This is a genomic window from Pseudomonas sp. H3_D04 (assembly GCF_054669175.1).
Genome location: NZ_CP162801.1, coordinates 733334 through 745549 on the forward strand (window position 1 = coordinate 733334; position 12216 = coordinate 745549).

Here is a 12216-nt window from a genome sequence, read left to right on the forward strand (position 1 = left end):
GGAGCAAGGCTTGCCCGCGAAGGGGGCCGTTCAGGCACTACGAGAACATCTCCCGACTCAACCCATGCCGCTGCATTTTTTCATTGAAGGTCCGGCGCGGCAGTTGCAGTTCTTCAAGTACCGCTTTCACGTCGCCCTTGTGCCGGGTCAGCGCCGCGCGCAGGCAATGCGCTTCGAACGCTTCGGCCTGCGCCGCCAGCGACTGGCCGGGATCGATGCCGGCCGGTTCCGGCTCGCCCTTGCATTGGCCTTTTCGCGGGCAAGCCTCGCTCCTACGGTATTTGTGTTGCTCGACAATATTGCAAACGACGCAAACCCTGTAGGAGCGAGGCTTGCCCGCGAAGGGGGCCGTTCAGGCACTACGAGAACATCTCCCGAGTCAGCCCATGCCGCTGCATCTTTTCATTGAAGGTCCGGCGCGGCAGTTGCAGTTCTTCAAGTACCGCTTTCACGTCGCCCTTGTGCCGGGTCAGCGCCGCGCGCAGGCAATGCGCTTCGAACGCTTCGGCCTGCGCCGCCAGCGACTGGCCGGGATCGATGCCGGCCGGTTCCGGCTCGCCCAGCCCCAGCACCTGACGTTCGGCCACGTTTGCCAATTCGCGCACATTGCCCGGCCAGTCGTGGCTCAGCAGATGGCTCAACTGCGGGCCGCTCAATGGTGGAAAAGTCCGTCCCAACCGCTCGGCGGCCTTCTGCGCAAACGACTCGAACAGCAACGGAATGTCTTCACGCCGCTCGCGCAAGGGCGGCAGGCGCAACTCAGCGACGTTCAAGCGATACGCAAGGTCCTCGCGAAAACGCCCGGCCCGTGCCTCATCCAGCAGATCAGGCTTGGTCGCGGCGATGATCCGCAGATCCACGCGAATGCTCTGATTCGACCCCAGTCGCTCAAGCTTCTGCTCCTGCAACACCCGCAGCAATTTCACCTGCTGGGCCAGGGGCATGCTTTCGATTTCATCGAGAAACAGCGTGCCGCCATCGGCGTATTCAAGCTTGCCGATACGTTTACCCGAGGCACCGGTGAACGCGCCGCTCTCATGGCCGAACAATTCCGCCTCGAACAGCTGCTCGGGAATCGCCGCGCAATTGAGCGCCACGAACGGTTTGTCCGCGCGCGGCCCGAAGTCGTGCAGGCAGCGGGCGACCAACTCTTTGCCGCTGCCGGTTTCACCACGGATCAACACGTTGACCGGCAGCGTCGCCAGATCCAGCACCTGTCGGCGCAACGTCTGCAAGCCGCGTGACACGCCCAGTAGCGTCGCGTCGAGTTTGGCGCGGTTGTCGGCCAACTCATGCAAGGCGCGGTTTTCCAGCACCAGCCGGCGCTTGTCCAGCGCCCTGCGCAAGCTGCTCAGCAGGGTTTCCGGGCTAAAGGGTTTTTCCAGAAAGTCGTAGGCACCATCGCGCATGGCTTCGACCGCCATCGGCACATCGCCATGGCCGGTCAGCAGAATCACCGGCAAGTCGGCATCACGACGCTGAACCTCGGCCAGCAACTCAAGGCCGGTCATGCCGGGCATGCGCACGTCGCTGAGGATCACGCCCGGGAAGTGCCCCGGCAATTGCGCCAGGCACTCATCGGCGCGGCTGAACAGTTGCACCTCGAAACCCGACAGGCTCAGCCATTGCTCGACGGCGCTGCGAATGCTGCTTTCGTCGTCGACCACCATCACGGAATTCAGCATGGACTGTGGGCCTCCAGGTCGATGGGTAAAGTCACGGTGAACACGGCGCCGTTGGCATGATTGTCGGCGCTCAGGCGACCGCCCGATTCGTGCACGATGGCAAACGATACCGCCAAGCCAAGGCCCAGGCCATCACCCACCGGTTTGGTGGTGAAGAACGGATCGAACACGTTCGGCAGATGCTCTTCGGCGATGCCGCCGCCATTGTCGGTGACGGTCAGGCGCCAGAGTTGCTCGTCGGCTTCGAGGCGGATTTCCAGGCGTTTGCAGGGTTTGTCCTGCATCGCGTCCAAGGCATTGCGCAGCAGATTGATCAACACCTGTTCCAGACGAATCGCATCGCCGCGCACCCACGCCGGGCGCGTCAGGTGCAGCACGGTGCTGACCTGCTCATCACGCAGGCGCGCGTCGAGCAATTGCAGCGATTGGTCCACCACCGCCGCCAGGTCCAGACGTTCGCGCAAGCCGCTGGGGCTTTTGCGGGCGAAGGTTTTCAGGTGGCCGGTGAGGGCGGCCATGCGCGTCAGCATGTCGTCCACCGGTTTCAACGCCTTGTAGGCATCGTCGACCCGACCGTGATCGAGCAGCAGACGCAAGGTGGCCAGTTGCATGCGCTGGGCGGTCAGTGGCTGGTTGATTTCATGGGCGAGGGCGGCGGACATCTGGCCGAGGGCCGCGAGTTTGGCCGATTGCACCAGACCGTCCTGAGCCGTGCGCAGGTCGCGGGTGCGCTCTTCGACCAATTGTTCGAGTTCTTCACGGCTGCGCTGGCGCATTTTCGCCAGGCGCCAGCGCTGGTTGAGGAACAGCAACAGAAACACCAGCGCCAGCCACAGCCCGGCAGCGGCGAGTGCGGCGTTGCGGCTGTCTTCGAAGGCGACGTGCGGGCGGCGCAGCAGGTGCAGGGTCCAGCCTTCCGTGCTCAGCGGCAGCGATTCCCAGAGGTAATTGGCCGTGCCGTCAGGCCCGACGACCCGCGTCAGATCGCTGTTGTCGTCAAAGCGCTGCAGCGATTGGTAGTCCAGCGGGGTCAGCGGTTGTTTGTCGTATTGGCGGGTGGCCTTGAGCTCGGCGTGATCGCTGTCGCTCAAGGGTTTCAACGAGCGGTAGCGCCAGCCCGGCTGGTTGGCGATGAAGATAATGCCGCGTGCGTCGCTGACCAGCAGCGTGTCGCTGCCCTGACGCCATTCGCGTTCCAGTTCCGGAAACTCAAGCTTCACCACCATCGCGCCGAGGAACTCGCCGCTGTCGCTGGTGACCGCGCTGGACAGGAAATAGCCCGGAATGCCGCTGGTCACCCCCACCGCGTAAAAGCGCCCGGTGCCCTGGGTGCGGGTCTGGCTGAAGTAGGGGCGAAAACCATAGTTGTGGCCGACGTAACTGCTGGGCAAACGCCAATTGCTGGCCGCCACGGCGAGGCCGGTGCGGTCGAGCAGTTCCAGGGTCGAGGACTGCGCGGCGCCGTTGATTTTTTCCAGTTTGCGGTTCAACGCGTCCTGTTGTTCCGCCGTGACCTGACCGTTGAGCGCGGCGCGCAACTCCGGGTCCAGCGCCAGCACGGCGGGCAGGGCGCGGTAGCGATCAATCAGGGTGTGCAGGGAATTGGCGTAGAGCGCCAGTTGCTGATTGGCCCGCGCAGCGTCCTCGACCAGCGCTTGGCGTTCGGTGTGACGCAGGGCAATTCCGGCCGCCAGTGCGGCACCGACGAAGATAAGGAGGGTGTATAGAGTTATGCGCAAAGAGCGAGAAGACTCAAGCATGCCGGGGATTACACAAGTGTGCGGAGGGCGCGAACCATATCACGACGGTGTTAAGCATTCCCACGCTGAAATCCACCGCCTTTTGACATAGATATATAAAGCAAATAAAAAAGGCGGCAAGAGCATAGCTCCTGTCGCCTTTTTTTTCGTCGTCGACGCGCTTATTGCACTTCGACCGCCAAGCTTTCACTGATCTTTTTCTGCCAGATGGCAGGACCGGTGATGTGTACCGACTCGCCCTTGCTGTCTACTGCAACAGTCACCGGCATGTCTTTGACGTCGAACTCGTAGATCGCTTCCATGCCCAGTTCGGCGAATGCCACGACACGGGATTTCTTGATCGCTTGCGCCACCAGGTAAGCCGCGCCGCCCACTGCCATCAGGTACACGGCTTTGTGGTCCTTGATCGCTTCGATCGCGGTCGGGCCGCGCTCGGATTTGCCGATCATGCCCAACAGGCCGGTTTGCTCGAGGATCTGACGGGTGAACTTGTCCATCCGCGTGGCGGTGGTCGGACCGGCAGGGCCCACCACTTCTTCGCGCACCGGATCAACCGGGCCGACGTAGTAGATGAAGCGACCTTTCAGATCGACCGGCAGGGTTTCACCTTTGTTCAGCATCTCGACCATGCGCTTGTGCGCGGCGTCGCGACCGGTGAGCATCTTGCCGTTGAGCAGGACGGTTTCGCCCGGCTTCCAGCTCTGCACGTCTTCCGGGGTCAGGGTGTCGAGGTTGACGCGACGGGCCGACGGGCCGGCTTCCCAGACGATTTCCGGGTAGGCGTCCAGCGGTGGCGCTTCCAGGGTCGCCGGGCCGGAGCCATCCAATACGAAGTGCGCGTGACGGGTGGCGGCGCAGTTCGGGATCATGCACACCGGCAGCGAAGCGGCGTGGGTCGGGTAATCCATGATCTTCACGTCGAGTACGGTGGTCAGGCCACCGAGGCCCTGGGCGCCGATGCCCAGTTGGTTGACCTTCTCGAACAGTTCCAGGCGCATCTCTTCGATGCGATTGGATGGGCCGCGCTTTTTCAGCTCGTGAATGTCGATGGATTCCATCAACACTTCCTTGGCCATCACGGCGGCTTTCTCGGCGGTGCCGCCGATGCCGATGCCGAGCATGCCCGGTGGGCACCAGCCGGCGCCCATTTCCGGAACGGTCTTCAATACCCAGTCGACGATCGAGTCGGACGGGTTGAGCATGGCCATTTTCGACTTGTTCTCGGAGCCGCCGCCCTTGGCTGCCACGTCCACTTCCACGGTGTTACCCGGAACGATGGAGTAGTGGATAACGGCCGGGGTGTTGTCCTTGGTGTTTTTACGAGCGCCCGCCGGGTCGGCGAGGATCGAGGCACGCAGGACGTTTTCCGGCAGGTTGTAAGCCCGGCGCACGCCTTCGTTGATCATGTCGTCCAGGCCCATGGTGGCGCCATCCCAACGCACGTCCATGCCCACGCGGACGAAGACGGTGACGATGCCGGTGTCCTGGCAGATCGGGCGGTGGCCGGTGGCACACATGCGCGAGTTGATCAGGATTTGCGCCATCGAATCACGAGCTGCCGGCGATTCTTCGCGCAGGTAGGCCTCGTGCATCGCCTGGATGAAGTCAACGGGGTGGTAATAGGAAATGAACTGCAGGGCGTCGGCAACGCTCTGAATCAGGTCGTCTTGCTTGATCACGGTCATGAGTCGCGCTCCTCTAAAAGACGGGAACATTCAATAGCTCTTCGAGCCAGCTTCAAGCTTTGAGCTACAAGCGGCAAGTAAGAGCAGTGTGTGTACTGCTTTGAGCTTGCTGCTTGGAGCTTGCAACTTGAAGCTGGCTCGAAGAGTCAGGGCACGCCGGGGCTGCTGGCGCGACGCTAAAAAGGCGCGGCAGTATACCGCGCCTCGGTTCCGGGCACACCCGCCGAAAGTCAATCTTGCGGCAGGCGGATTTATCTGCGGTGTGGGGATTTAGCGAAACGTCGCCCCGCCCCGTTGGGTGGCGAAGCCGCCCCCGATAGCTACACCTCGGTGAGACAGGTATACCCCGTGTGTCGGATGGGCGATTGCTTCGCAGTCGAACGGGGATAAATCCCCTCGCCACAGGCAAGCTCCCTCACCGCAGGTTTTGTGTCATTCAGGGACATGCTTTTGACGCCAGTTTTCTGCCCCGAAAATTGAATGGTCATTTATCAGACACCCCACTAAAGTGGCATTCGGTCTGTAGAGTAGGACACTCGATCAGCCTCCTTTCGCACGGTGAGTCAACGATTGACCCATAACGCCATCCAACGGCTTTTGCTCAAACGCTTCGCCCTCGCAGCCGGCACCTACGCCCTGGCTTTGGTCTTGCTGTGGATGGCGTTTTTCACCGGGCATTACGATGAGCCGCTGACCAGCGTGGCCATCGGCAGCGCGCTGGTGGTGATCACCCAGGGGACGTTGTTCGCGGTGTTTTACAGCGGCTGCAACCTGCGCTTTTCCGACCCGAGCCTGACCGAAGCACAAGTGTTGATGGGCCTGGGGTGGCAGACATGGCTGATTGCCAATCTGGATGAGGCGCGCGGCGCGTTCCTGGTGTTCTACCTGCTGATCATGTTGTTCGGGCTGTTCCATCTTTCGCGCCGTGCGTTTGTGCGCTGTGCCCTGTTGGTGTTTTTCAGTTTCAGTGCGATCACGCTATGGGAGGGCTACCACTTCCAGTTGCACGACCCGGCGCTGGCCGCGTTGCAGGTGTGCGTGCTGTTTATCGTGTTGGTGTGGCTGGAGCTTTATGCCCGTTACGTCCAGGCCTCGCGTCAACGTATGCGCCAACGACGGTTTGCCTTGCAGGCGCACCAGGACACCCTGCGCGGGATGATGCGCCAGCTCGAAGACCTGGTCGCCACCGACGAACTGACCGGGCTGTTCAACCGCCGGCATTTCCTGCGCCTGGCTTCTCGCGAGCTGAACGCGATGGAGGCGGGCGTGGTGCATGGCCTGGCGTTGATCGACCTCGACCACTTCAAACGCATCAATGACGTTCATGGCCACGCTGCTGGCGATCAGGTGCTGCAAGCCTTTGCCGGCGTGGCCACCGCCTGCCTGCGAGAGGGCGATGTGCTGGCCCGTTATGGTGGCGAGGAGTTCGTGGTGTTGCTGCCCGACTGCAACGCCGAACGCCTGACCTCTTGTTGCGAGCGGCTGCGCATCGCCTTTACCGATGTCGAGTTGATCGGACTCAACGTCGCCCACCTCAGCTTGTCCGCCGGCATGACGTTGCTGGAGCTGGGCGATGATCTCGATGACGCCCTGCAGCGCGCCGACCAGGCGCTCTACCGCGCCAAGCGTGACGGGCGCAATCGCTGCGCGGCGGCGTGGGAGAACGTCGATGCCTGAGTTGCGCGTCGGCGAGCGCCATTGGTCCGTGGCCCCGGGCAGCAACCTGCTCGATGCCCTGAATCAGAACGGCGTGGCCGTGCCCTACAGTTGTCGCGCCGGCAGTTGCCATGCGTGCCTGGTGCAATGCGTTCAAGGCTTGCCCAGCGACAGCCGTCCCGATGCCTTGAGCGCTGAACAGCGTCAGCAAGGTTGGCGTCTGGCGTGTCAGTGCCAGGTGGTCGAGGACTTGCAGGTGCATGCCTTCGATCCACACGTCGACGGCCGCCCCGCGCAAGTCGTCGCCGTTGATTGGTTGAGCGCCAGCGTATTGCGGTTGCGCCTGACCACCGAGCGACCGTTACGCTACAGCGCCGGGCAGCATCTGGTGTTGTGGGCGGGCAACGTGGCACGGCCCTACTCCTTGGCGAGCCTGCCGGAAGAGGACCGCTTTTTGGAGTTCCACCTCGATTGTCGACAGCGGGGTGAATTCAGCGACGCGGCCCGTCAGCTGAAAATCGGCGACCCGATCCGCCTCGGCGAACTGCGTGGCGGAGCGTTGCAATATGACCCGGACTGGAGCACTCGACCACTGTGGCTGATGGCGGCCGGTACGGGACTGGGGCCGTTGTTCGGTGTGTTGCGCGAAGCGTTGCGTCAGGATCACCAAGGCGCCATCCGCGTCATTCACCTCGCCCATGACGCCAGCGAGCATTACCTGGCCAAGCCCCTGCAAGCCATGGCCGATGTGCGTGAAAACCTCAGCATTGAATGCTGGACCCCGGCCGAGTTGCCGCAAGCGTTGGCGCAACTGCGGCTTGTTTCCCGGCAAACCCTGGCCTTAGTCTGCGGAGCCCCCGACAGTGTCGACGCCTTTGCCCGGCGTTTGTACCTGGCCGGACTGCCGCGCAACCAACTGCTGGCGGATGTCTTTGTTCCCCGTGGTTGAGCGCTGATCGTTTAACGACGCGAGACTCGCCATGACCGATGCCATCCAGCTTGAACGCGAACGCGGCCTGCTGACCCTGCGCCTGAACCGCCCCGACAAGAAAAACGCCCTGACCCGCGCCATGTACAGCCACTTGGCCGACGCGCTGAAACAGGCCGACACCGACCCCGACATCAACGCCGTGCTGATCACCGGCAGCGCCGAGTGCTTCACTGCCGGCAACGACATCGCCGATTTCATCCAGCAACCGCCGAGCAACCTCGACAGCCCGGTGTTCCACTTCATGCTCAACTTGCTGGAATGCCGCAAACCGGTGATCGCCGCCGTGGCGGGCGCGGCGGTGGGGATCGGCACGACGCTGTTGCTGCATTGCGATCTGGTGTATGTCAGCCGTGATGCGCGGTTGCGCATGCCGTTCGTGAACCTCGGGTTGTGCCCGGAGTTTGGTTCGAGCCTGATCCTGCCGCGATTGCTCGGGCATGCCAAAGCAGCGGAGCTGTTGCTGTTGGGTGAAGGGTTTAGCGGTGAGCAGGCTGCGGCGTGGGGCATTGCCACCGAAGCGTTGGGCAGTGGCGAAGCGGCGTTGGCCAAGGCGCGGGAGATGGCGTTGCGGTTTGAGTCATTGCCACCGGAAGCGGTGCGGATCAGCAAGCAATTGATGAAAGCGCCGGACCGGGAGCAGCTGCGCACAGTGATCGAAGAAGAGGGCGCGTTGTTCACCCAAAGGTTGCGCTCGCCTGAGGCGATGGCGGCATTGTCGGCTTTTATCAGCCGACACTGACATCGATCGTTCCCACGCAGATCGTGGGAGCGATCAACAAAAAAGCCCCGCCATTCACATGGCGGGGCTTTTGCTTTTCAGCAGCCGATCACTCAGACCATCGGATCGCCAACGTGCAGGATTTTCATCCCGTTGGTGCCGCCGATGGTGTGGTAGCTGTCGCCCTTGGTCAGGATGACCCAGTCGCCTTTCTCGACAACGCCGCGCTTGAGCAACTCGTCGATCGCGGCCTGGCTGACTTGCTCAGGCGGCAGCGATGCCGGGTCGAACGGAACGGTGTAGACGCCACGGAACATCGCCGCGCGGGCCTGGGTTTCGCGGTGCGGGGAGAACGCGTAGATCGGCACCGAAGAACGGATGCGCGACATGATCAACGGCGTGTAGCCACTTTCGGTCAGGGCGATGATCGCCTTCACGCCCGGGAAGTGGTTGGCGGTGTACATGGCCGCCAGGGCGATGGACTGGTCGCAGCTTTCGAACACTTTGCCGATGCGGTGGCTGGAGGTCTTGCTGGTCGGATGCTTTTCCGCGCCGATGCAGATGCGCGCCATCGCTTGCACGGCTTCCAGCGGGTACAGGCCGGCAGCACTTTCCGCCGAGAGCATCACGGCGTCGGTGTAGTCGAGCACGGCGTTGGCTACGTCGGACACTTCGGCGCGGGTCGGCATCGGGTTCTGGATCATCGACTCCATCATCTGGGTCGCCACGATCACAGCCTTGTTGTGGCGGCGTGCGTGCAGAATGATCTTCTTCTGAATGCCCACCAGCTCGGCGTCGCCGATTTCCACACCGAGGTCACCACGGGCCACCATGACGGCGTCGGAGGCTTTGATCAGTGCATCGAGGGTGTCGTCGTCGGCCACGGCTTCGGCGCGTTCGATCTTCGCCACCAGCCAGGCCGTACCGCCGGCCTCGTCGCGCAGTTGACGGGCGTATTCCATGTCGGCAGCGTCGCGCGGGAAGGACACGGCGAGGTAGTCCACTTCCATCTCGGCGGCGAGCTTGATGTCGGCCTTGTCTTTCTCGGTCAGGGCCGGCGCCGTCAGGCCACCGCCGCGACGGTTGATGCCTTTATGGTCGGACAGCGGGCCGCCGATCAGTACGGTGCAGTTCAGTTCGGTGGCGGTGGCGGTATCGACGCGCATCACCACGCGGCCGTCGTCGAGCAGCAGCTCGTCGCCCACGCCGCAATCCTTGACCAGATCCGGGTAGTCGATGCCGACCACTTGCTGGTTGCCTTCGGTCAGAGGATGGCTGGTGGAGAAGGTGAATTGATCACCGATCTTCAGCTCGATCTTCTTGTTGGCGAATTTGGCGATCCGGATTTTCGGGCCTTGCAGGTCACCCAGCAGGGCCACGAAACGACCGTGCTTGGCCGCGAGGTCACGCACCAGCTTCGCGCGAGCCTTGTGCTCGTCGGGGGTGCCGTGGGAGAAGTTCAGGCGGGCGACGTCCAGGCCAGCCAGAATCAGCTGTTCGAGAACTTCCGGCGAGTTACTGGCCGGGCCAAGGGTAGCGACGATTTTGGTACGACGGACGGACATGCAAAGACTCCTGAGTTCAAGCGCTGAGTGAGGCTACTATGGTCAGCGGGTGTAGTCATTGTTCGTTTGCACTACTTTTTCGTTTGTTTCTTTAACCGAACATTCCTGAAGATTTCTGCTCACGGGTCGATACAGAGCTCAAGACAGGAGATCCCCCATGCGATTCGTGCTCATTGCCGCCCTTGCCCTCAGTGTGACGGGTTGCGCCCGTTGGTCTATGAACCATCATTTGAATAATGCCTACAGCGCTTACGATCGCGGCAATTGCGAGCAGGTGATGCTCGAATTGTCCAAAGTCGAACGCTCCAGCCGTGCGCGGCCTTATGTGTGGCCGGAAGTGTCGATGATGCGTGGCCAGTGCCTGGAACGGCAGAAGCTGTTCATCGATGCGGCGCAGACTTATCAGTTCATCATGGCGTCCTACCCGCAAAGCGAATACGCCTACCGCGCCCGCGCCCGTCTGGAAACCTTGCAGAGCCTGGGACATTACCCGACTCGCAGCGCCGCGGCCGCCGTGCGCCCGACGCGGTTCTGATTGCCGTTGTCGTGCAAAGGCTGGCCGCCCGGCGGTGGTGAGCTATAGTCGAATGGATCGGTTTTAGAGCCATGTCTCTAGACCGAGGTCATACCTGTGACCGGCAGCCGTAAGCGTCAGCGGATTCATGGACTGACGCACCGGGAACGGGGAGAGCGCGCCAGGCTTTTCAACAAAAGCAAAAACGGCACGTTCCGAAGCATTAGTGCGGCCCTGCTTAAGGGCCTTGCTGGGCCAACTGCGCATGTTTACCGACCGCCGGATCGAGCGGCATCAACTGCCGTATTTTCTGAAAGTATTCAACAGCGTCACCGACAAACCCATCGGCTTTCTGGGCAATGTGTCCGCCGACGGGCTGATGCTCATCAGCCAGTTGCCCATGATGGTGGGCGTCGACTTTGACCTGCGTTTGAAAATCCCCGCCAGCGACGGTTGCCAACAGGTCATTGACCTGACGGCCTGTTGTTTGTGGTGCCACGAAGACGAAACCCCCCACCATTACGACGCCGGGTTCAGCCTGCAACGGGCACCGCCGGAGTATGGGCAATTGGTGGAGGCGTTGACGCAGTACTTCAGTTTTCAGCCGATGCCGGCGTCTGCCTGAGTGTTGTGATGCATCGGCAATGGCCATCGCGAGCAGGCTCGCTCCCACAGGGGTATCGGCTGTCCATAAATTTTGTGGTCACTGAAAATCCCCTGTAGGAGCGAGCCTGCTCGCGATGACGTCAGCTCAGGCGCCTGATAATCAAGCTCAGGTCGTCTTGATCGCCTTTTCGTTATCCAGCGACCGCTCCACCAGCATCAACCCCAACTCACTCATCCGATAAATCGCCATCGCCAGATGCCGCGGCTTGTCGTCCAGACTTTCCGCCAGGTCGAGTAGCAGAATGCTGACCGTCGAGAATGTTTCGTAGGTCTCGATGGTCAAGGCTTCGGGGTTGGCATCAGGGACAACGGTGAACATCTTCATGGCGCGTTCCTCGGTGGTGCGTTCGTTAGCAAAGCACGATTTGGTTTTTTTTTGAGCGAGATGGTGGTTCAGCGCTTTTTGGGCGGCGGTATGAAGTTTTTTTGGATCGAAAGTGGCATAGGCTGAGCACGTAGGCTCGGAAGGGGCAGGTGTAGCCTTCGACATGGGGTTAACTCCTTATTGGATCGCTGATAAGTAGCGATAGGAGAACCTTAATCGGGGTGACTCTCGCCCGAAGTCAGTCGGGGGCACCGCAGGTTGTAGGCAGAAGCAACTGATTATGTAGCCGTTGTACGGCTTCTTGTATATACGTGTAGGACCAGGGTGAATGCAGGCTTGGCCAATGGTCATGACCATTGGCCACAGCAAAGCGAGTCTCTCCACTCCGTCACTCTTCGCTTCGGGTAAAGGGACTATAAAGCGGGGATACCTATTCTCCTTTGAAGTCAGTTGACACAGAGAGAAGAGCCAACGAGATAAACTCTTGATTTTGATCCAGCGTTTCTAGTGCATCTCTTATGTGGCCAGCGACATCGCTCGCACCTTGCTTCTCAGCCCAGATAGTGAGCTCATCCATAGCCGCACCCAACGCTAGTTGGTTCTGGTTGATCTTGATTAGCACTGACGCGAATAGATATTTATCGTCCATGA

General features: G+C 61.3%; 11 protein-coding genes and 1 pseudogene. 5 read left to right on the forward strand and 7 right to left on the reverse strand.

Translation table 11 applies throughout. The annotated features are described in order from the left end of the window. Positions 1-37: 37 nt before the first annotated feature. The 4 genes and pseudogenes from AB4N91_RS03530 to AB4N91_RS03545 form a co-directional block, all read right to left on the reverse strand. Positions 38-238 (reverse strand): annotated as a pseudogene (locus AB4N91_RS03530) (helix-turn-helix domain-containing protein); the annotation flags it as partial. Between the two features lie 121 nt (positions 239-359). Next, positions 360-1685, reverse strand: coding sequence for a sigma-54-dependent transcriptional regulator (locus tag AB4N91_RS03535; protein ID WP_102688722.1), 1326 nt, complete (start codon positions 1683-1685; stop codon positions 360-362). Continuing rightward, entirely contained in the window at positions 1679-3445 is a 1767-nt protein-coding gene (locus AB4N91_RS03540; protein WP_042932628.1) for a sensor histidine kinase, read from the reverse strand. Before AB4N91_RS03540 ends, AB4N91_RS03535 begins: the two co-directional genes overlap by 7 nt. Positions 3446-3606: 161 nt before the next feature. After that, positions 3607-5130, reverse strand: a complete 1524-nt coding sequence (locus AB4N91_RS03545) for a fumarate hydratase (RefSeq protein WP_010457560.1) — start codon at positions 5128-5130, stop codon at positions 3607-3609. A 570-nt stretch (positions 5131-5700) separates the two neighbouring features. On the opposite strand from AB4N91_RS03545, the gene AB4N91_RS03550 reads away from it, so the two are divergent. The 3 genes from AB4N91_RS03550 to AB4N91_RS03560 are packed head-to-tail and all read left to right on the forward strand — an operon-like array spanning position 5701 to position 8516. Beyond that, positions 5701-6807 carry a GGDEF domain-containing protein gene (locus AB4N91_RS03550; RefSeq protein WP_145309188.1) on the forward strand — a complete coding sequence of 369 codons (1107 nt, stop codon included), beginning with the start codon at positions 5701-5703 and terminating at the stop codon, positions 6805-6807. Beyond that, the gene (locus AB4N91_RS03555; RefSeq protein WP_102594723.1) at positions 6800-7735 is read left to right on the forward strand and encodes an iron-sulfur-binding ferredoxin reductase; all 936 of its coding nucleotides are present in this window, start codon (positions 6800-6802) and stop codon (positions 7733-7735) included. The genes AB4N91_RS03550 and AB4N91_RS03555 overlap by 8 nt, the downstream gene beginning before the upstream one ends. 31 nt (positions 7736-7766) lie before the next feature. After that, positions 7767-8516 carry an enoyl-CoA hydratase-related protein gene (locus AB4N91_RS03560; protein WP_010457557.1) on the forward strand — a complete coding sequence of 250 codons (750 nt, stop codon included), beginning with the start codon at positions 7767-7769 and terminating at the stop codon, positions 8514-8516. A 92-nt stretch (positions 8517-8608) separates the two neighbouring features. Here AB4N91_RS03560 and pyk read toward each other — a convergent pair whose 3' ends face one another. Further along, positions 8609-10060 (reverse strand): pyruvate kinase, encoded by a 1452-nt coding sequence (gene pyk, locus AB4N91_RS03565; protein ID WP_010457556.1) that lies wholly within the window; start codon positions 10058-10060, stop codon positions 8609-8611. A 157-nt stretch (positions 10061-10217) separates the two neighbouring features. On the opposite strand from pyk, the gene AB4N91_RS03570 reads away from it, so the two are divergent. Both AB4N91_RS03570 and AB4N91_RS03575 read left to right on the forward strand, forming a co-directional pair. Next, on the forward strand, positions 10218-10595 hold the full coding sequence (locus tag AB4N91_RS03570) for a tetratricopeptide repeat protein (protein WP_010457555.1): 378 nt from the start codon (positions 10218-10220) through the stop codon (positions 10593-10595). 244 nt (positions 10596-10839) lie between these two features. Then, the gene (locus AB4N91_RS03575) at positions 10840-11199 is read left to right on the forward strand and encodes a PilZ domain-containing protein (protein ID WP_010457554.1); all 360 of its coding nucleotides are present in this window, start codon (positions 10840-10842) and stop codon (positions 11197-11199) included. 147 nt (positions 11200-11346) lie between these two features. On the opposite strand, the gene AB4N91_RS03580 is transcribed toward AB4N91_RS03575, so the two are convergent. Both AB4N91_RS03580 and AB4N91_RS03585 read right to left on the reverse strand, forming a co-directional pair. Continuing rightward, positions 11347-11730, reverse strand: a complete 384-nt coding sequence (locus tag AB4N91_RS03580) for a DUF6124 family protein (RefSeq protein WP_010457553.1) — start codon at positions 11728-11730, stop codon at positions 11347-11349. Between the two features lie 265 nt (positions 11731-11995). Further along, the gene (locus AB4N91_RS03585; protein ID WP_010457552.1) at positions 11996-12214 is read right to left on the reverse strand and encodes a hypothetical protein; all 219 of its coding nucleotides are present in this window, start codon (positions 12212-12214) and stop codon (positions 11996-11998) included. Positions 12215-12216 lie beyond the last annotated feature (2 nt).

Excerpts from the sequence above, each read along its gene's own strand:
- pyk (WP_010457556.1), bottom strand. The coding sequence starts at position 10,060 with ATGTCCGTCCGTCGTACCAAAATCGTCGCTACCCTTGGCCCGGCCAGT.
- AB4N91_RS03555 (WP_102594723.1), top strand. The coding sequence starts at position 6,800 with ATGCCTGAGTTGCGCGTCGGCGAGCGCCATTGGTCCGTGGCCCCGGGC.
- AB4N91_RS03580 (WP_010457553.1), bottom strand. The coding sequence starts at position 11,730 with ATGTCGAAGGCTACACCTGCCCCTTCCGAGCCTACGTGCTCAGCCTAT.
- AB4N91_RS03570 (WP_010457555.1), top strand. The coding sequence starts at position 10,218 with ATGCGATTCGTGCTCATTGCCGCCCTTGCCCTCAGTGTGACGGGTTGC.
- AB4N91_RS03545 (WP_010457560.1), bottom strand. The coding sequence starts at position 5,130 with ATGACCGTGATCAAGCAAGACGACCTGATTCAGAGCGTTGCCGACGCC.
- AB4N91_RS03540 (WP_042932628.1), bottom strand. The coding sequence starts at position 3,445 with ATGCTTGAGTCTTCTCGCTCTTTGCGCATAACTCTATACACCCTCCTT.
- AB4N91_RS03560 (WP_010457557.1), top strand. The coding sequence starts at position 7,767 with ATGACCGATGCCATCCAGCTTGAACGCGAACGCGGCCTGCTGACCCTG.
- AB4N91_RS03535 (WP_102688722.1), bottom strand. The coding sequence starts at position 1,685 with ATGCTGAATTCCGTGATGGTGGTCGACGACGAAAGCAGCATTCGCAGC.
- AB4N91_RS03575 (WP_010457554.1), top strand. The coding sequence starts at position 10,840 with ATGTTTACCGACCGCCGGATCGAGCGGCATCAACTGCCGTATTTTCTG.
- AB4N91_RS03585 (WP_010457552.1), bottom strand. The coding sequence starts at position 12,214 with ATGGACGATAAATATCTATTCGCGTCAGTGCTAATCAAGATCAACCAG.